Here is an 18,295-nt window from a genome sequence, read left to right on the forward strand (position 1 = left end):
TTTGCGAAAAAGTAAACCTTATGTTAACGGGAATCTTTCGATTTCTCGTCCGATTTTACATGCTCCATACTTTCCAGGAGGGCTCGCTCGGCAGATTCCTCTTCTTCCTGCTGCTTCATCCGCTCAGCCTGCTCCTGCATCTTCATGTAGGTTCCATAGAAGTTAAAGAACGCAAACACTGCCATGATGCAGAACAAGAAGAATACGAACAGCACAGGAACCCGTATGCCGATAAAGATCAAGAGAGCGCTTCCCACCAGTGTCGAGAAGACGCGGAATGGACGAATCAGAGTCAGCAGCACCGCATTCTTCAGCAGCTGGGTCGACTTCATTTCATAATGGACTGCCATGGAGAAGAAATTGAACAAGGAAACGAACAGCACCAGCAGCAGCACAAGCATGACAATGCCTACAAGCTGAAATCCATCTCCCATCTGAGTCATGTATACGGTGTAGTCAATGTACATGATCACAAATAACAGAGTGTACACGAAACCGCCAATCATAGCCTGCTTATAATTTTCCTTATAGCCTCTAAAGAAGGTCTTGAACACAGGGACGTCGGGATCGCCCATAACCCACTTTCTGACTACGGTAAACATGGCAGCAGTTGCCGGGAACAAGACGAACGGCGCTAGAATGCCCATAATCCAGTTGGCCAGGATCTGCTCGTTTACAGCGTCCGGCACCTGCACCATCATCATAAATTTAGTCACCAGAAAAAACAAAAACGGTAAAGAGCATAACACCCACAGGATGTTCGTAAACGCGATACGGGTGATCCATTCGGTTATTCTGTATAAGCCCCCCATGGGTCCCTTCATTTCCAAAACCATTTCCTCCTCACTGTCTCATGCATGTACCTACTAATATACCTTATTTTATGTCTCTGTGACCAGAGCCTAAATTGGAAAGACCGGGCTTTCGTCCATACCCGGTGACGCTTTGCTCCATATGATATGGATGTAAACTAACACCACCTTCAAAGGAGTTGAATCTTCATGTCTTGTGTATCCGGAGGTTACGCTGGTGCCGGCGCTTGCGGCTATGGCTACGGCTCAACGGTTGGTATTGTTCTGGTTCTGTTTATCCTGCTCGTTATCATCACTCGCGCATTCTACATCTAAGACGGCAAGAATATAAAGACGGAGCTGACGCCGTAATGGCGCAGCTCCGTCTTTATGTTATTCATTCGACTTAGCTATTGTAGTCGTTGCTGCTCGAGCTCGGTCTGCGGTCATTGTTATACGAGCGCGGCTTGCGATCCCGGTCGCTGCTGCGGTCCCGGTTGTATCCACCCTCACGGGAAGAGGAAGAGCCGCCATCACGGCTATATCCGCCGCTGCTGCCACCGCGGTTGTAGCCTCCACGGCCGCCGCTTCCGCCCTGACCCTGACGATCACGGTTGTATCCGCCTCCGCTGCCTTGGCGATCGCGGTTGTAACCGCCGCTAGGCTTGCGGCCACTGCGAATGTCCGGCTTCCGGCGCTTCACGCGGATCGGATCCTCCGGAGTCAGCTGAACATCAGCTTCCTTCTTGTCATCGCCTGTCAACAGCTTCATAGCCGATGCCAGGAGCTGAACAGAATCATACTGCTCCAGGAGCTGAATCGCCAGACCCTTGTATTCGTTCAATTCACCATTTTCCACCATTTCAAGCACACGCTCTGCCGTTACACGCTGTTTGCCTTCAATCGCCTCAGCCATCGTTGGCAGCGGCTTGCGAGGGATGCGGTGACGGGTTACACGCTCGATGAAACGGAGATGATCAATTTCACGCGGCGTTACAAAAGACCACGCTGTTCCCTCTTTGCCGGCACGGCCCGTACGTCCAATACGGTGTACATAGCTTTCCGGATCCTGCGGAAGGTCAAAGTTGACAACGTGCGATACGCCGGAAACATCCAGTCCACGCGCTGCAACGTCGGTAGCTACCAGGACGTCAATGCTTCCGTCGCGGAATTTGCGCATAACCGTGTCACGCTGATGCTGTGACAGATCACCGTGCAGTCCATCAGCAGAGTAACCGCGCTTCTGCAGCGCTTCAGCCAGCTCATCAACCCGGCGCTTCGTGCGTCCGAATACGATCGCGAGATCCGGGGACTCCATATCGATCAGGCGGCTCAGTGCTTCGAACTTCTGGCGCTCAGGCACTTCAATGTAGGCTTGATCAATCAGAGGTGCGCTGACATGCTTCGGAATAACCGATACATGCTCAGGGTCCTTCAGGAATTGCTGAGCCAGCTTGTGGATGTTCGGAGGCATGGTCGCCGAGAACAGCAGCGTCTGACGCTCCTCCGGCACCAGCTTCAGGATGGACTGGATGTCATCCATGAAGCCCATGTCCAGCATTTCATCCGCTTCGTCCAGGACAACGGTCTGAACATCATCCAGGCGAATGGTCTTACGATTAATATGATCCAGCAAACGACCCGGCGTTCCGATAATAATCTGCGGCTTCTTCTTCAGTGCACGGATCTGACGGCCGATATCCTGGCCTCCGTAGATTGGCAGGCTGCGAATTCCCTTGAAGCGGGACAGCTTTCCAATTTCTTCTGCAACCTGGATCGCCAGCTCGCGGGTTGGTGTCATAACGAGAGCGACAATGCGCTCCTCTTCACGCTGAATCTTGGAAATGAGGGGCAGCCCGAATGCTGCCGTCTTACCGGTACCCGTCTGTGCTTGACCAATCATATCCCGTCCGGCCAAAGCAATCGGAATTGACTGGGACTGAATCGGAGTGGCTTCTTCAAAGCCAAGCTCGGTGATTGCCTGAAGCACGCGGGGCTCCAGACCAAAATCTGCAAATGTTTTCAATAGGTTCATACTCCTTCTATCTAGTGGACATCCCACTTTCTTCTCTGTATTCTTAAGTAGCGGTGACTTGTTTAGGCTTTCCCGGCCCGCAGGATTTTCTGCATGAGGGTTGACCATAATTTATTACTGCCGAAATACAAGGTCGGCTAATGTATAATCATCCTGATAAGCGTGCAAAGTTTTCTTAGTAATCATCTACTCAAGAATATCCAATACAGTATATCACACAATGATGAAGGAATACCAGCCGCATCCATAATGTCATACTAACTACCGAGGTGAACACTTATGATCAAAGCCCTTTGGACATACATATCCATCATTACCGGGGCTGTCGTTATTGCCTGCGGCTTTAACCTTTTCCTTATCCCCCACCATCTGCTCAGCGGAGGCGTATCCGGGGTAGCCATGCTGATCGGCTACTTCTCTCCGCTGAATATCAGCGTGATGTATTTTGTGATCAACATTCCTATCCTGATTGCAGGCTGGATCAAGCTCGGCAAACGTTTTGTCGGACTCAGCATGCTGTCTGTTGCCATTGTTACGGTACTGTTGGAATTCATACCCGTGCAATCCGTTGCCTCTGATATGCTGCTGTCCTCCGTGTTCGGCGGTCTGCTCGTCGGCTTCGGTGCAGGTGTGTCTTTCCGGGCAGGCGGCTCTACGGGCGGCTTCGATGTCATCGGCTCCATAGTAACCCGATACCGGGACTTCCCAGTGGGCAGCGTACTCGTCGGCATGAACACGCTAGTAATTCTGGCTGTCGCTTACTTGGAGAATGACTGGAATCTTGCGCTCGCCTCCATGCTGTCGATGTACGTCACTGGACGCGTGATTGACTTCATTTACATCAATAACATCAAAGTCACCGTCTTCATCGTCACAGACCGGACGGAGGAGCTGCTCTCGAAGCTGCTGCAAAGGCCGCGCGGGGTGACGCGGATCAAGACTCAGGGTGCCTTCAGCCATAAGGAAAAAGACATGCTCATGACCGTCACCACCCGCTACGAGCTGGCGGAGCTCAAAATTATTATTAAAGAAACTGATCCGGAGGCCTTTGTGAACATTGTAGAAACCGTTGGAGTGATGGGACAATTCCGCCGGGGTTAATCATGAAGTTGTTAAAAGAATTAGACTTTGTGGTATAATACGAGTGCGCAGCTCCTACAATATGGATAGGCTGCTCTTCCAAGATTACAGCCGCATTTGCTTTTCCGTTTACTAAGAAGATCCTGCCTGGCCTCACAAAAAGGAAGGAAAGGGTGATTTTTGTGGAAATGGAAACGGTCAAATTGTCAGAAATCGTCTTGAAATGGTTTCCGGAGATGATGCCCTTTTTTAACCAGAGTGAGCTCAATTTCCGGATTGTCCTCCGCGACGGCTTAAGGATTCTTGAAGAAGAAGACGCTCTTGAAATTATTCAGTACAGCATTTGTGAGCAACAGAATCAAGCTCTGCTTCATTAACGATATCGGCCCGCAGCATACATGCTTCGGGAGAGAACCAGAAATGCCGCCCTCCTGCTTCTTAATGGATGGCGGCATTTTTTTGTATTCCTTTTTTTAGATGCATATCCATCTATTGATAGGTTAGCGTTTGAAGCCCTTCAATTTCGTTTAAAAAAGTGAGGTATCTGTGTTTGAGGGTGTCAAATGACATATCGGTTGTTTTGTTGTAACAATTCCGTTCTTTTTGTCAGACACAGGTTGTATATAATATTTATTATTGTGCAAGGACACAAGGGAGAGAGGTAATTATGAACATCATCTTGGCTTTACTCATCTGGACTGCAGGCGGCATGGGGATGTACGGCCAGCCGGACGGTGAGGTGACCAGCCTGCTGCAGACCTCCATGAGCACGGTCGCAAAGCAGCCGGCAGCAGGCAGTGGTAACGCTGTGAAATCCGATCCGCAGCAGGACGAAGCGCCGGTTGTGAAGGGAATTTACGTCACAGCATACAGCGCAGGCGGCTCCCGCATGGAAGAGCTGGTCAAGCTGGTGGATGACACCGAGCTGAATGCGATGGTCATCGACATTAAGGATGACGAGGGATACATAACGTACAAGACGGAGAACGCCAAGCTTCAGGAAATGGGAAAGCCCCAGCCTTTTATCAAGGACATGGGCCAGCTGATGGAACGCCTGGACAAGCATGAAATTTATCCAATCGCCCGGGTCGTTGTATTTAAAGACACCATTCTGGCGAAGAAGAATCCGGAGCTTTCCTTCGTGAAGAGTGACGGCAGTGTGTGGCAGAATGGCAGCGGCGATATGTTCGTCAATCCTTACCGCAAGGAGGTTTGGGATTACAATGTAGAAATCGCCAAGGAAGCAGCCAAGCTGGGCTTCAAAGAAATTCAGTTTGACTACGTCCGCTTCCCGGAGGGCTTTGAGAAGCGTGCCGATTCCCTCAAGTACACCAAGAGCGAGCAGTCGCGCGTGGATATCGTTGCAGAATTCGTGAAGTATGCCCGCAAGGAGCTGGAGCCGCTGGGCATTCGCGTTTCGGTTGATATTTTTGGATATGCTGCTTCTGTACCGGCTGCGGAAGGCATTGGACAGGACTTTGTCAAAATATCCAAGCATGTGGACGTCATCAGCCCTATGGTGTATCCAAGTCATTACACGACCGGCTGGTTTGGCTCCAAGACCCCGGACAAAGCCCCTTATCAGACGATCAAGGGCTCGATGGAGGATACGCACGAGAAGCTGGATCCACTTGGCTCCTACAAGCCGATTATCCGGCCATGGATTCAGGATTTCACAGCAAGCTGGCTGGGCAGCGGAAACTATGCCAAGTACGGCAAGAAGGAAGTCGAGGAACAGATTCGCGCCCTGAAAGAGATGAAGGTCGACGAATACTTGCTTTGGAACGCCTCCAACAGGTACACTAAGGGAGTTGAATACAAGTAAGCCGCCATCATGCATCCTACTGAACCATGAGCACCCGGCCCTGTGGCCGGGTTTTTATATTGTCCATGGATAGAACAATAGAAAAGAAGGCCAAATACCATGAAGCAAACCCATTCTTTAGGGCAGAAATTCAAGCAGTTTTTCGTCATTCTGCTGCCCATTCTTGTTACACAGCTGTCCTTATCGGCAATGGCTTTTTTTGACTCTAATATGTCTGGTAAATTTGGCTCCAGCGATCTGGCCGGCGTTGCGATTGCAACGAGCCTCTGGATCCCGGTCCAGACCGGCCTTAGCGGAATTCTGATCGGCATTACCCCGATCGTATCCCAGCTGATGGGAGCCCGCCAGGAAAGCAAGGTGGCGTATCAAGTGCTTCAAGCGCTATGGTTCTCGGTCCTCCTCGCACTTCTCGTGCTGGGCGTTGGTTATGCTTGCGTTCCGGTTATTCTGGAGCACATGCCTCTGGAGCCTGCGGTAAAAGAGGTTGCAGGGGGTTATTTGACCGCCATTTCGGCCGGCATCATCCCGTTATTTGCTTATACCGTGCTGCGCAGCTTTCTGGATGCGCTGGGCCAGACTCGGATCTCAATGGCCATTACACTGATTTCATTGCCGGTGAACGTCGGCCTGAATGCCTTGTTTATCTTCGGACTTGCAGGTTTTCCACGTTTAGGAGGAGTTGGAGCGGGGGTTTCTTCTGCCATTACCTATTGGGTGGTATTCATCATTGCCGTGGCGATCATTCACTGGATGCATCCGTTCTCCGATTTTATGATCTTCCGGAGGCTGCGCGGCGTGTCATTGAAGGCATGGAAGGAGCTGACCAAGATCGGCGTTCCGATCGGTTTCTCCATCTTCTTTGAAACTGCCGTATTTGCGGCGGTCACGCTGCTGATGAGCAGCTATGACACGACAACCATTGCTGCCCATCAGGCAGCGCTCAATTTTGCGACGACGCTGTACATGCTTCCCCTCAGCATCTGCTTGAGTCTTACGATTCTGGTCGGCTTTGAAGCAGGCTCTGGGCGCATGAAGGACGCAAGGCTGTATGCCAAGCTCGGCATCGGCTTCGCCCTGCTCCTCTCTCTTCTCGCTGCTGTGATTTTGTTCACGGCGGGCAAGCAGGTAGCAGGCCTGTACTCCAACGAACCAGCCGTCGTTCAGTTGATCTCGCAATTTTTGCTGTTTGCAGTGTTTTTTCAAATTTCAGATGCGATTGCTACCCCAACTCAGGGCGCGCTGCGGGGCTATAAGGATGTCAATGTGGCGTTTATGCTTGCCTTTCTTTCTTATTGGGTGATTGGGCTGCCTGTCGGTTATGTGATGGCTTCCTATACTTCCTTGGGCGCGTTCGGTTACTGGATCGGGCTTATCACCGGTCTCGCGGTAGGCGCAGTATTGCTGCTGCGGCGGCTCATTAAGGTGCAGCGCCGATATGGCCCTGCAGCCAGAAGCTAGAGCATTGTAAATAAACAAATAGCTGTCCTAAAAGATCATTAGATCTAGAGGGACAGCTTCTTTATTTATATGGAGGCCCTCCCTCAAATAGATGATCCATTTGAGTCCCCTTGCTGCACCAGGATCTAAGCCTAGCCTTTCGCTTCAATCACATACGCCGCCCCCGGCGTAATGCGCTTTTTCTCCACCATCGTAACCTCCTGAATGTCAGGCACCGTCAGGAAATGCCGCTCCAGATGCTCGTCCACCGCAAGAAATGCATTCTCCTCATTCTCTGCTGCCGTGATTACAACAAAGCTTCCTTGGTCACAAAGGACTTCCATACGATACAAATACATGCTTTATGCTCCTCTCTCTGCTTCCCTGCTTGCATGCGCAGCTTCATATACTTGGTCAAAAAGCTCTGCGGAATGATTCCGCAGAGCTTCATCAGGTTCATACCTACTGGGACAAGCGCAGTGCCAGCTCGTACATATCCATATCAAAATCCTTCTTCGTGTTCACGACCTTATCAATATCGGTCAGCACCAGCTCCCCGTTAATGATGCCACAGCCCTTGTCGGATTCTCCCTGGATCAAGCTGCGCACGGCGAAATCACCGAGACGGCTTGCAAGATTGCGGTCAAACGGCGTCGGGGCACCGCCGCGCTGGATGTGTCCAAGGACCGTTACCCGCGCGTCGATCGAGGCATGGCGCTCCTTCAAGGCGTGAGCTACATCTTCGCCGCGTCCGACGCCCTCAGCGACGATCACAATACTGTGACGTTTGCCCTTCTCAAAGTTCTCCTTCATCCGATCCGCAATTTCGCCCATATCATACGGTACTTCCGGCACGAGAATGGTTTCCGCTCCGGAAGCCAGGCCCGCATGCAGCGCAATATCTCCGCAATGGCGCCCCATCACTTCAACGATGGATGAGCGCGCGTGCGATGACATGGTGTCCCGAAGCTTGTTCACCGCATCCACCACGACGCCTACCGCAGTGTCGAAGCCGATCGTATAATCGGTAAAGGAAATATCATTATCAATTGTGCCCGGCAGTCCCATCGTCTTGATCCCAAGCTTGCTCAGCTTGTTCGCTCCCTGATACGAGCCGTCACCGCCAATAACGACCAGGCCGTCAATGCCGTGCTGGTTCAAAATTTCTGCACCGCGCTGCTGCCCTTCCAGCTTCATAAACTCCGGGCAGCGGGCGGATTGAAGCACAGTTCCTCCGCGCTGAATGATGTCTCCTACACTGCGAAGATCCATTTTGTTAATCTCATTGTTTAGCAGTCCCTGATATCCCCGCTGGATGCCGTACACCTCCAGGCCATGGTACAGGCCGCTCCGGACGACGGCGCGCAGTGCGGCGTTCATCCCCTGAGAGTCACCGCCACTGGTCAAGACTGCGATTTTTTTAACTTCTGACATGTTTATTCCTCCTTGTGGGTCAATCATTTTTATGCCTGCGAATCCATCGGCTGTTTACCAGAAAGAAAATCCGGGTCATCGGACTCCGCTTCATCAGCCGTTTGGACACACTGCGAACCAATTGCTGCTCACTGACTTTAGGATCGGATAAATATAATGCCAGAAGCCCCTCAATGATCATCCGGTGAAATCCTGCCGAAGGAATGGCTGCCACATCCTTGCGCGCCCATTCTACAATGGAGGTTAGCCTGCTCAGCATGGCTTCGGCGTCATCATAGTAATTGCAGAAATTCAGATCGCCGCCGATCCGGTCCTCATCCTGATCAATCAGATAATCCAGCATGATGTGGAGACTGCATACATTAGGAAAGTATGCCGCATGAATGCTAGATGCATCCTGATCATCCAAAAACGGATCTGACGCCGCCAGGAACAGCATAAATACTCCCAGCGTTGATCCTGTCGCCGCGGCAAATTCGTTCCAGCGCAGGTGCGGTGTCCGGTGGGCATGAATGGACCACCACTCCAGCAAAGCCGCCTCACGCTGCTCTGGATGAATGTGCTTGTGAACCTGAAGATCCGTGTATAACGAAGCTAAATCCATTATGTATGGTCGGGCTGCTTCGTATCCCTGCAGCTGGCTGATCGCCTCCCGGCAGGTCATGACCAGACGGGTCAGGTAGCCGCCGTCCTCTTTCTCAGAGCGATAAGCATAGTAGTCCTCCAGGGCCTTGTCCGGGGTTACGGCATCCAGCATCGACTGGTGAAGCTGCCGGAAATCCTTGGGATCCAGGGAGGTGCTTCGATCGCATAAATTATCCAAATAATCACTGATCGTTTGATAAGCGACAATCAGCGGAATCAGAATATGCTTCTCCGGCAAATTCGCCGCAGCATAGACTGCGCCGCCCTGACAGTGAAACCGCTTCGTATCAATACTTGCCAGCGCCTGGCTTCTTAGCTCGTCATCAGGTATTTGCTCGGCGTCCCGCCGCCACTTCCCCAGTTCGGCAGAAACCTCGGGCAGAATAAATCGGTACACCCGGCTCATCAGGCCGATGGGACTGCGCGGAGCTTTACGGCTTAGCTCTTGATCATTCAATGAACCCGGCCTCCACATGCTTGTGTTTTTTTTATATTCATCCAAATCAAACCTATTATAATATGATCATTCCTATTGTACAAATGAGTTCTTGACGAGGTTGTATAAAGAGGACAAAGATGGGGGGACGTCAAAAAAAGATCAAGAAAAAAACACAGCCCCGAGGAGCTGTGCCTTCATCTTCATTACTGTAATGGTTCTTGCTTTATAAGATCCCCGTTACACGGAGTTAGCTTACAGCTTGATTACGTTAGCTGCTTGAGGACCGCGGTTACCTTCAGTGATGTCGAATTCAACTTCTTGACCTTCGTCAAGAGTCTTGAAGCCGTCGCCTTGAATAGCGGAGAAATGTACGAATACGTCCTCGCCACCTTCGTATTGAATAAAACCGTAACCCTTTTCTGCGTTAAACCATTTAACTGTACCTTTCAAATGAACAACCTCCTAAAAATACCGCCATCTATGGCGAATATCCATATTATATCCCATGTTCGAAAACAATGCAATCCGTTCATGGCTCTCACGCAAAAATATGATGCTCATGATTTGCTTTTAGCACAGCGGGTGCGTTATCATTTACCCAAAAGCCCAAAAAACGGAGAATGCATATGATTAAAAAACACGAAATATACAAAAGAGACAAGTGGAACATGATGACGGTCGAGGTGCAGGGCCGCTATCTCGTGCTCCGTGAAATCTCGGATCAGTGGGGCGAAGAAACGCATACGTTCATGAGCCGTCCGGCGCTGATGCAGTGGGCGCATAACCGATTCCCTGAAGAGGATTTCAAGGGGCGCGAGGATGAGTGGAATGAGCTGATCCAGAGCTTCAAGCAGGTCTAGGCCGATGGATTACTCCAATGCCGTCATTTTCATTATTCTGGCCTTCAGTCTTGGCCTGATTATGATCATGAACAGAGACCGGATTCCTGCGCAGCTGCGCAAAGGCATGGCGATTACCGCCATCTTCATGATTCTGTTTGCCTTTTATATTATTGTATACAGCTTTTTTACACTGGGTGCTTCTTGATCTGAGACCCGGATGAAAGCAGGCGCGGCAAGGCATACTATCGCTCGATACTGTTTCTATCGAGGAGGTTACTGCCAATGAAGTACACCAGAGCACTGTGCCTGACGCTGGTGTTGTCCTTATTGCCGCTGTCAAGCCCCCATCCCGGCGCTTCTGTTCAGGCAACCCGGATGCCATTCAACGATAACCCGATTAGGAGGATTTCAATGGAAACTTTGCCAAAGCGCACGGAAGTACCTGCCGAGCATAAATGGAAGCTGGAGGATATGTTTGCAGACCAGAAGGCCTGGGATCAGACCTATGAGGAGGTCCGCAGACTGACGGAGAGCAGCAAGCAGTACCAAGGAAAGCTGAACGAGGCTGAAGCCATCAAGCAGTGCTTTGAGCTGGAGGATGAGATCGGACAGCACACCGAGCGGCTTTTTGTATACGCCCATATGCATCATGATGAGGATACCGCAGACCCTACATACCAGGCGTTGACCCAGAAAGCCAAAAAGCTGAGTGTTGAGGTGGGCGAGGCCCTCTCCTTCATAACTCCGGAGATTTTGGCGATGACAGACAGCCAGCTCGATGAGCTGATCAAGAACCCGCTGCTGTCGGAGTATACCTTCACCCTGACAGAGATGAAGAGAGAGAAAGCCCATATTCTGTCCAAAACCGAAGAAGCCCTGCTCGCCCAGGTCGGCAACCTCTCTTCTGCTCCGCAGACCATTTTCGGTATGCTGAATAATGCAGATATGAAATTCCCGAAAATCAAGGATGAGAACGGCAAGGAAGTCGAGCTGACTCACGGCAGCTACATCCAGTTCCTTGAGAATCCGAACCGTCAGGTCCGCGAAGCTGCCTTCAAGGCGGTCTATGAAACGTACAGCAAGCAGAAGAATACCATTGCTGCCACGCTGAATGCGAACGTAAACAAGAATATTTTTTACTCGCGGGTACGCAAGTATCCATCCGTATTGGAGATGTCGCTGTACGGAGACAACATTCCGAAGGAAGTGTACACGAACCTGGTCGATACCATTCACGAGAGCCTGCCGTTGCTGCACCGCTACATGCAGCTTCGCAAGAAGCTTCTCGGGGTAGATGAGCTGCATATGTACGATCTGTTTGCCCCGCTCGTGGATGAATACAAGCTGGACATCACCTATGAGGAAGCGAAGCAGCAGGTCAAGGACGGCCTTCAGCCTCTTGGAGCTGAATACCTCGGGTTTCTGCAGGAGGGCTATGATAACGGCTGGATCGACGTGTACGAGAATGAGAATAAGCGTACGGGAGCCTACAGCTGGGGAGCCTACGGCACACATCCTTATGTGCTGCTGAACCACAAGAACAACCTGAACAGCATGTTCACGCTGGCTCATGAGATGGGTCATGCGCTGCACTCCTTCTACTCGGACAATGCATTGAAATACCGGGATGCACAGTACACCATTTTCCTGGCTGAGGTGGCCTCCACGACGAACGAGGCTCTGCTGATGGATTATTTGCTCAAGAAATCTACAGATCCGAAGGAAAAAATGTACCTCCTCACGTACTATGCCGATCAATTCCGGACGACGGTATTCCGTCAGACGATGTTTGCCGAGTTCGAGAAAATTGTACACGAGCGCGCCGAGCAGGGAGATTCTCTGACTCCTCAGGACTTGAGCGACATTTACTACGAGCTGAATGTGAAATACCATGGCAAGGATATGGTGGTGGATAAGGACATTAGCATGGAGTGGGCCCGGATCCCACACTTTTACAACAGCTTCTACGTGTATAAGTATGCAACGGGCTTCTCCGCGGCTACGAGCTTCTCGAAGCAGATTCTGGAAGAGGGTCAGCCTGCTGTAGACCGGTATCTGTCCTTCCTGAAGAGCGGCGGCAGTGACTTCTCCATTCAGATTTTGAAAAAAGCAGGCGTGGATATGTCTTCGCCAGAGCCGATCCGCGAAGCCATGAGCGTCTTTGAGGACGTCATTACGCAAATGGAGCAGCTTACGAAATAACATCACACCCTGTTTATAGCGTTTAAGTAAATCCCTTGTCTTTGCGGCAAGGGATTTATACTCATATGAAGGAGGAAGCATCATGAAAATGCAGTGGTCCCTGATTCTTGGCCTGCTATTTGCACTTCTTACTGCTGTTTTTGCTGTCATTAATGTCGATCCGGTCTCGGTCAATCTGCTGTTCAGCACCGTATCTATGCCGCTGATTCTATTAATTATCGGCTGCACTCTGCTGGGAGGGATTATCGTTGGCTCCTATGGCATCTATCGCCAATACCGGCTGCAACGAGAAGTCAAAGCCTTATCTGCCAAGCTGGCACAATATCAGGAGCTATATGGTGATTTGAATACCACAAATCTTACCGGTGAATCTTCTGTCGCTCAGGAGTCAGCGACTCAGAAGGACTATGAATCAAACACTGATGACCTGTCCGCACCATCGGATGAGCTTGGCAAGGATAAGCTGTAATCTGCCCTCATCATGAAGGCAGGCTGCTGCTAGGGTCAAGGAGCACGCTCAGGCCGTATTTTAGCCTGCATATTATTCGAGCTAGAAGGAGTTAAGATCACGTGAAGATACAACCGAATGAGAAATATATTTTGGAGCTGCTGATGAAGCTGCTGAATACCCCGAGCCCGACCGGATTTACAGGCGGCATTATGAAGGAGATTGAGCAGGAAGCAGCGTCCCTTGGCGTAGCCTGCACCCGGAATGAGAAAGGCGGAGTTATCCTCTCTATACCTGGCAAGGATGGCAGCCGTACCGTTGGATTGAGCGGGCATGTGGATACACTGGGCGCTATGGTCAGGGCCATCAAGCCGGAAGGAACCCTGCGGCTGACGCGGATCGGCGGATTTATGATGAACAGCATTGAGAACGAATACTGCATCATCCATACCCGCAGCGGACAGACATATACCGGAACCATTATGAGTACGAAGCCATCAGTACATGTGTACAGCGATGCCCGGACCTTTGACCGTGAAGAGCAGAATATGGAAGTACGGATTGACGAATGTGTTCAAAGCGCAGAGGATGTGAAAAAGCTGGGCATTGCCGTCGGTGACTATATCTCCTTTGATGCAAGGCCTGAAGCCACTCCAAGCGGCTACATCAAGTCTCGTCATCTGGACGACAAGGCGAGCGTCGCCGCCCTGTTCGGACTGCTGGAGTCCATGAAGCGTGAGCAATGGACGCCGCAGTATCATCTCCAGATTCTGATCTCTAATTATGAAGAGGTCGGGCATGGCGCGGCCAGCATTCCTGATGAGATTAACGAGCTCATCGCTGTGGATATGGGCTGTATCGGCGATGATCTGAGCTGCAAGGAAACCGATGTATCCATCTGCGCGAAGGATTCCAGCGGCCCTTATGACTACGATATGACGAGCCGCCTGATAGAGCTTGCGGAGCGCGAGGGCATTCCCTATGCCGTCGATGTCTATCCATATTACGGCTCAGATGCCTCAGCAGCGCTGTCTGCTGGGAGCAATATTCGCGCCGCCCTCATCGGTCCCGGCGTCCACGCCTCCCATGCTATGGAGCGTACGCACAAGCAGGCTGTATTGAATACCGTCAAGCTGCTGGCAGCTTATATTATGTAACGCCCAAGGCAGCAGCAAATCATACCTCCTTAACATAACCGCTGTTTAACTCTACGCATTACCGAGCAAAGGGAAAGGCCTGACAAAGATTCGCCGCTGCCACTCCTTCACTCTGGACAGATTACGAGCAAAAAAGCCCGTCCATGTGGGCTGGTCAAGACACCATTTAGTAGACATTGAACAGCCCTAGGCTGCAAGCTGGCGCAGGTACTCAACCGGCGTCAGCTTATTTAGTTTTCTCTATGCTCTCCAATGTTATAAAACCTAAGTTCCCGGAATTTATAACGAGGGAGGCTCTACTCCCAGTGCTCGAAATAAATCAGCCTGTTTTTGCGTTACCTCGCCCAAGATTCGACCGTGTCCAGGCGCTTCAAACCGCTCTATTGTGTCTAATTCATCCAGCAGCCCTTGCATTGTCCAGGAATCAAAGAGTCCGGCATCTTGCATGCGTTTCTTGACATAAGAAAGGTAAATAAGTGCAATAAATTCGACAAATAGCTTGCCATTTAGTGAAGTTTCCGAAGAAACTTGCATTCTGCGGAAATTCAGTCGCTCTTTCAAATTGCCAAATGCCTTTTCTACGATGTCCTTGCTGCGGTACAGTGACAATGCTTCATCGGGAGCTTTGACTTCATTGGAGAGCAAGGCAAAGTAGCCATAGTTTTGAGCCGCCTCCAGCATCTTGTCCTCTCTCGGTACAATCCTGCGGCCGCGCTTCGGGGTCTCGGTCACTTCGAAATACTTGGTGTAGTCCTTGCGGCAATGCTCGCGCAGATTGCCTTCCTGCAGATCTCGGTGCAGGCTCGTCAGATACTCATTCATATCCGCTTGGTCTCTGGCTGCTTTCTCCGGATTGTAATAGAGCAGGAGATAGGCTCGGCGCGTCTCTTGTAAGATATCGCCTTTGTACGGCCTCTCTTGCTCGTAGGCCCACTCGATTCTTTTGCAAATGCCGTAGGTGCCATACTGCGAATAAAAATTCGACCAGAGCTTGAGCCGCTCCCGTTCCTCTTCCAGATGTGCTTTCACGTAGGAGAGATTCAGTTTGACGCCGATGATAAATTTTTGATGGTTCTGATACAGATGATCCACATTTCGCTTGCTGTAAAAGCCCCGATCCAGTACAACGTTTACTTTCTTGTAGCCCATGATGTGGAACTCTTGCATGAGTTGCCGGACCGTCTTGACGTCCGTCACATGGCCGGGAAGCTTTCGGTAGTAGAAGGGCAGGCCCGATTCTTCGCCAAAGAGCAGGGCCAGATTGATTTGCGGCAACCGGTCATGCTCCTTGTTCTTTCCCTTCTTCACTTGCTTGAGAATCTCGGAGTAACTGGAAATCGTGGTAATGTCGAATGCCCAGTACTCCTTTTCGATGCGTCGTCTGCCTTGTCTTTCGAAAAAGGCCATGCGCTGCGCCTCTTCAATAGACTGGAACAGTTCGCTGCTTCGCTGCGAAGGAATGTCTGCTCCACAGGGATGAATATGCATGCGCTGCCAGTGAGAAAAGCGGCTGAGCGAGTTGTTTTCTTCCAAGATGAGATAGTAGGCGATAGACAGAACCTTCTTGTAGCTGTCCGGGAAACACGCCTTGAGATCCGCTTCAACGCCAGTTTCCTGGCCGATTTGATCGAACAGGTAGGTTGCGCCGTAAAAACTGCGCAGAAAACCGGTAATTGGTACGGGGCCGCGCTTCTTGGCAGGGGCGCCTGACTCTGCCTCCGGCTCTCTCCGATACGCTCGGGTGGACACAATCTCTCCTGTCTTGGGATCGACTTTCCCGATGAGCGTCCGTTTTGCCCGAGACTGCTGTTTTTCTTTGTCCCAGTAGGGCTCGTTATTGTAGGCATAGGTAATGCCTGTCTTTTTATTCGTTTGATAAATGATAGCCATAATGAACACCAACCTCGTTACACATTTTATATGTATGACGAGGTAAAATCAACCATTTTTTTAAGGAAACTCCTTGTCACTACGCGACTTTTTCGTTCAGCATCGTTACACAATCCGGGAACTCAGGATAAAAGTGAGTATTCCTCAATACTCCTTTATGCTTCTTCAATGCTTCGAAGGAGAACCTTCATGTGGTTCACGATCAGGCTGTATTGACGGTACAACTCATCTTGAATTCTGCGGTATCCCACAGTCTTGCTACGTTGCTCATAAATTGCTTGAATCTTCAGCTTGAGATCCGCATCAGGGTCTTGGGAATCTCGCTTTAAGTGAGCGTAGTAGCCTCTTCAGCTTACGCCTAAGTATGAGCACAGTCCTTTTATGCTTTGTTGCTCTTTGAGCTCATCTACGACGTAATATTTTTATATCGTCACCACCCGATTCAATATGTGTCCCCTAAGAAGCTCTATACCATTTCGTTAAGCAGCTGATCAACTTTCTTTCATGTCTATACCTTACCGCCTCTCCCTTTATTCAAACTTGGTGCAGCGTAAAAAGCCCTTTTGCCTGCTCAATTTTAGTCAGTTCTTTGGCCAGTACGTAGTTAATCAATTTTTCCTTAAATCCTCCCCCTCTAATGCAGCAATGCGGTTCAACCGTTCCAGCAAATAATTCTTAATGAGGGACGTATCCCGGGTATACGTTTCTTCGTCTCTTGGCTTCAATGGGTCAACCTTAAGCATAGCCAAAAGTTCATTATCCGGTTTAGACAAAGGTTGAACGCTTTTGTTGTTTCTCGTATTTGGATAGAATGCAGAAAGAAGCCACTCTCCATTAAAAACAGAGGTAGCTTCTTTAGTGATAAACAACATTTTCGCTAATATCATTTAATGTAACATTAACATATTCCCGTCAACTATATACGTTTGGCTTTCAGAACGCCCATCTTTTATTAGCGAAACCGTAATTACAGACTTCCCATTCACAGCTTGATACTGAGTAGTTACTTTTTGTATGTCTATATTTTGGCTATTGGAGAATGTGGTAAAGGCCTTTGTGATATTACTAATTGAAAATTCACTGTTTTGGAAACGGATGAGGAAAACAGTCTGAGGACTTAATCCTCTTCCCTGAAATTGAACTAACAACCCTTCATTGCTACCATTTACCACCTGTCCTGGGATATTCATAACGTGCCAATCTTGATTTGATGGACTAAAAACTAAAATTTGCGACTCATACTCTGCTCCAATCGCTGACACGAGGCGCAATTCTCCCGAATCAAGCTGCAAATCTAAGTTTTGATTTTTCACTTCATCAATCGTTCCCGCAGACAAGTCATTTAACACAAATTTTTGGTTATTGTAGGCAAAGACACCTTTAATGTCGGAAACTCCAATCGTTTCGACCTCATATAATTCCAAGACAAGTTCAGTTCGATTAATTTGGCCTAATCGTAGATTCTCCTTTCTTTTCCATGATGAAGGAATCGTTTGGAGTTGTTCCACCCGGTCCAGTCCAAGTGATTCAAAACTCAATGTCAGACTGTTCGGAAAAGCTAAATTGCTTTTGTTACTCACAGTTACCCGCTGGTGTTGCTGATTCCATTCCACTTTAGCACCTGTCGCTTCAGAAATGACGCGAATGGGAACCATCGTTCTTCCCTTTATGATCTGAGGTGGAATTTCCGAAGTAATTGGATTTCCGTTAATTATGATTTTTTCTTTGGTTGGATTACCTGCATTGCTTACTGCGTTTCCGTTATTTAAATAAACGGTTCCAGTGTTTTGATTCCAACTTACGGTATAGCCTAATGCTTGTGAAACTTCTCGAATTGGAACTAATGTGCGCCCTTGTTGGATAATGGGAGGAACCAGCATATTGATTGATTCTCCGTTAACGACTACATTTACGTTACTCATAGGATTCGCTAAGGAAGTACTCGTCAAAGAAGCACATAAAACTGTCGCAACCAGAATAGAGGTCAGTTTTTTTCTCATCATGTTTAATTCTCCTTCCTGATCTTCATGTACTTTATTAGACGTTTTAAAAATGAACTATGTTTCAATA

General features: G+C 49.6%; 19 protein-coding genes and 1 pseudogene. 10 read left to right on the forward strand and 10 right to left on the reverse strand.

Annotation, left to right across the window (positions count from 1 at the left end):
• Positions 1-23 precede the first annotated feature (23 nt).
• On the reverse strand, positions 24-830 hold the full coding sequence (locus E6C60_RS13660) for a YesL family protein (protein WP_138226343.1): 807 nt from the start codon (positions 828-830) through the stop codon (positions 24-26).
• Between the two features lie 171 nt (positions 831-1,001).
• Between E6C60_RS13660 and E6C60_RS13665 the strand changes: the two genes are divergently transcribed.
• Positions 1,002-1,127, forward strand: coding sequence for a YjcZ family sporulation protein (locus E6C60_RS13665; RefSeq protein ID WP_138226344.1), 126 nt, complete (start codon positions 1,002-1,004; stop codon positions 1,125-1,127).
• 70 nt (positions 1,128-1,197) lie between these two features.
• Here the strand turns inward: E6C60_RS13665 and E6C60_RS13670 are convergent, their stop codons facing one another.
• A complete protein-coding gene (locus tag E6C60_RS13670; protein WP_138226345.1) occupies positions 1,198-2,817 on the reverse strand; it encodes a degradosome RNA helicase CshA in 1,620 nt (539 codons plus the stop codon).
• Between the two features lie 288 nt (positions 2,818-3,105).
• Between E6C60_RS13670 and E6C60_RS13675 the strand changes: the two genes are divergently transcribed.
• The 4 genes from E6C60_RS13675 (at position 3,106) to E6C60_RS13690 (ending at position 7,189) form a co-directional block, all read left to right on the forward strand.
• Positions 3,106-3,927 (forward strand): YitT family protein, encoded by an 822-nt coding sequence (locus tag E6C60_RS13675; RefSeq protein WP_138226346.1) that lies wholly within the window; start codon positions 3,106-3,108, stop codon positions 3,925-3,927.
• 152 nt (positions 3,928-4,079) lie between these two features.
• Positions 4,080-4,283 (forward strand): hypothetical protein, encoded by a 204-nt coding sequence (locus tag E6C60_RS13680; RefSeq protein WP_175415301.1) that lies wholly within the window; start codon positions 4,080-4,082, stop codon positions 4,281-4,283.
• Positions 4,284-4,573: 290 nt separating this feature from the next.
• Complete coding sequence (locus E6C60_RS13685; RefSeq protein WP_138226347.1) at positions 4,574-5,731, forward strand: putative glycoside hydrolase; 1,158 nt, start codon at positions 4,574-4,576, stop codon at positions 5,729-5,731.
• 99 nt (positions 5,732-5,830) lie between these two features.
• A complete protein-coding gene (locus tag E6C60_RS13690; protein ID WP_138226348.1) occupies positions 5,831-7,189 on the forward strand; it encodes an MATE family efflux transporter in 1,359 nt (452 codons plus the stop codon).
• 131 nt (positions 7,190-7,320) lie between these two features.
• Here the strand turns inward: E6C60_RS13690 and E6C60_RS13695 are convergent, their stop codons facing one another.
• From E6C60_RS13695 to E6C60_RS13710, 4 genes are all read right to left on the reverse strand, one after another.
• On the reverse strand, positions 7,321-7,527 hold the full coding sequence (locus E6C60_RS13695; protein WP_138226349.1) for a DUF3906 family protein: 207 nt from the start codon (positions 7,525-7,527) through the stop codon (positions 7,321-7,323).
• A 103-nt stretch (positions 7,528-7,630) separates the two neighbouring features.
• Positions 7,631-8,602 carry a 6-phosphofructokinase gene (gene pfkA, locus E6C60_RS13700; RefSeq protein ID WP_138226350.1) on the reverse strand — a complete coding sequence of 324 codons (972 nt, stop codon included), beginning with the start codon at positions 8,600-8,602 and terminating at the stop codon, positions 7,631-7,633.
• Between the two features lie 19 nt (positions 8,603-8,621).
• Positions 8,622-9,704, reverse strand: coding sequence for a tetraprenyl-beta-curcumene synthase family protein (locus E6C60_RS13705; RefSeq protein WP_138226351.1), 1,083 nt, complete (start codon positions 9,702-9,704; stop codon positions 8,622-8,624).
• A gap of 234 nt (positions 9,705-9,938) precedes the next feature.
• Positions 9,939-10,136 (reverse strand): cold shock domain-containing protein, encoded by a 198-nt coding sequence (locus tag E6C60_RS13710; protein ID WP_138226352.1) that lies wholly within the window; start codon positions 10,134-10,136, stop codon positions 9,939-9,941.
• Between the two features lie 176 nt (positions 10,137-10,312).
• Here E6C60_RS13710 and E6C60_RS13715 point away from each other — a divergent pair, with 176 nt between their 5' ends.
• The 5 genes from E6C60_RS13715 (at position 10,313) to E6C60_RS13735 (ending at position 14,335) form a co-directional block, all read left to right on the forward strand.
• Positions 10,313-10,546: a hypothetical protein gene (locus E6C60_RS13715; RefSeq protein WP_138226353.1), complete on the forward strand. Its 234-nt coding sequence runs from the start codon at positions 10,313-10,315 to the stop codon at positions 10,544-10,546.
• 4 nt (positions 10,547-10,550) lie between these two features.
• Positions 10,551-10,733, forward strand: a complete 183-nt coding sequence (locus E6C60_RS13720) for a hypothetical protein (RefSeq protein ID WP_138226354.1) — start codon at positions 10,551-10,553, stop codon at positions 10,731-10,733.
• Positions 10,734-10,939: 206 nt separating this feature from the next.
• A complete protein-coding gene (pepF, locus tag E6C60_RS13725; protein ID WP_138227811.1) occupies positions 10,940-12,730 on the forward strand; it encodes an oligoendopeptidase F in 1,791 nt (596 codons plus the stop codon).
• Positions 12,731-12,812: 82 nt separating this feature from the next.
• The gene (locus tag E6C60_RS13730) at positions 12,813-13,199 is read left to right on the forward strand and encodes a LapA family protein (RefSeq protein WP_138226355.1); all 387 of its coding nucleotides are present in this window, start codon (positions 12,813-12,815) and stop codon (positions 13,197-13,199) included.
• A 101-nt stretch (positions 13,200-13,300) separates the two neighbouring features.
• Complete coding sequence (locus E6C60_RS13735; RefSeq protein WP_138226356.1) at positions 13,301-14,335, forward strand: M42 family metallopeptidase; 1,035 nt, start codon at positions 13,301-13,303, stop codon at positions 14,333-14,335.
• A gap of 279 nt (positions 14,336-14,614) precedes the next feature.
• Here E6C60_RS13735 and E6C60_RS13740 read toward each other — a convergent pair whose 3' ends face one another.
• From E6C60_RS13740 to E6C60_RS13755, 4 genes and pseudogenes are all read right to left on the reverse strand, one after another.
• On the reverse strand, positions 14,615-16,225 hold the full coding sequence (locus tag E6C60_RS13740) for an IS1634 family transposase (RefSeq protein WP_138224544.1): 1,611 nt from the start codon (positions 16,223-16,225) through the stop codon (positions 14,615-14,617).
• A gap of 155 nt (positions 16,226-16,380) precedes the next feature.
• Positions 16,381-16,518 (reverse strand): annotated as a pseudogene (locus E6C60_RS21610) (IS3 family transposase); the annotation flags it as partial.
• A 315-nt stretch (positions 16,519-16,833) separates the two neighbouring features.
• Positions 16,834-17,097 (reverse strand): hypothetical protein, encoded by a 264-nt coding sequence (locus tag E6C60_RS21160; protein WP_217496335.1) that lies wholly within the window; start codon positions 17,095-17,097, stop codon positions 16,834-16,836.
• 15 nt (positions 17,098-17,112) lie between these two features.
• Complete coding sequence (locus tag E6C60_RS13755) at positions 17,113-18,228, reverse strand: copper amine oxidase N-terminal domain-containing protein (protein WP_138226358.1); 1,116 nt, start codon at positions 18,226-18,228, stop codon at positions 17,113-17,115.
• Positions 18,229-18,295 lie beyond the last annotated feature (67 nt).

Source organism: Paenibacillus algicola (genome assembly GCF_005577435.1).
Lineage (GTDB): Bacteria > Bacillota > Bacilli > Paenibacillales > Paenibacillaceae > Paenibacillus_AQ > Paenibacillus_AQ algicola.

Excerpts from the sequence above, each read along its gene's own strand:
- E6C60_RS13665 (WP_138226344.1), top strand. The coding sequence starts at position 1,002 with ATGTCTTGTGTATCCGGAGGTTACGCTGGTGCCGGCGCTTGCGGCTAT.
- E6C60_RS13675 (WP_138226346.1), top strand. The coding sequence starts at position 3,106 with ATGATCAAAGCCCTTTGGACATACATATCCATCATTACCGGGGCTGTC.
- E6C60_RS13685 (WP_138226347.1), top strand. The coding sequence starts at position 4,574 with ATGAACATCATCTTGGCTTTACTCATCTGGACTGCAGGCGGCATGGGG.
- E6C60_RS13690 (WP_138226348.1), top strand. The coding sequence starts at position 5,831 with ATGAAGCAAACCCATTCTTTAGGGCAGAAATTCAAGCAGTTTTTCGTC.
- E6C60_RS13695 (WP_138226349.1), bottom strand. The coding sequence starts at position 7,527 with ATGTATTTGTATCGTATGGAAGTCCTTTGTGACCAAGGAAGCTTTGTT.
- pfkA (WP_138226350.1), bottom strand. The coding sequence starts at position 8,602 with ATGTCAGAAGTTAAAAAAATCGCAGTCTTGACCAGTGGCGGTGACTCT.
- E6C60_RS13715 (WP_138226353.1), top strand. The coding sequence starts at position 10,313 with ATGATTAAAAAACACGAAATATACAAAAGAGACAAGTGGAACATGATG.
- E6C60_RS13720 (WP_138226354.1), top strand. The coding sequence starts at position 10,551 with ATGGATTACTCCAATGCCGTCATTTTCATTATTCTGGCCTTCAGTCTT.
- pepF (WP_138227811.1), top strand. The coding sequence starts at position 10,940 with ATGGAAACTTTGCCAAAGCGCACGGAAGTACCTGCCGAGCATAAATGG.
- E6C60_RS13730 (WP_138226355.1), top strand. The coding sequence starts at position 12,813 with ATGAAAATGCAGTGGTCCCTGATTCTTGGCCTGCTATTTGCACTTCTT.
- E6C60_RS13740 (WP_138224544.1), bottom strand. The coding sequence starts at position 16,225 with ATGGCTATCATTTATCAAACGAATAAAAAGACAGGCATTACCTATGCC.
- E6C60_RS21160 (WP_217496335.1), bottom strand. The coding sequence starts at position 17,097 with ATGTTGTTTATCACTAAAGAAGCTACCTCTGTTTTTAATGGAGAGTGG.
- E6C60_RS13755 (WP_138226358.1), bottom strand. The coding sequence starts at position 18,228 with ATGATGAGAAAAAAACTGACCTCTATTCTGGTTGCGACAGTTTTATGT.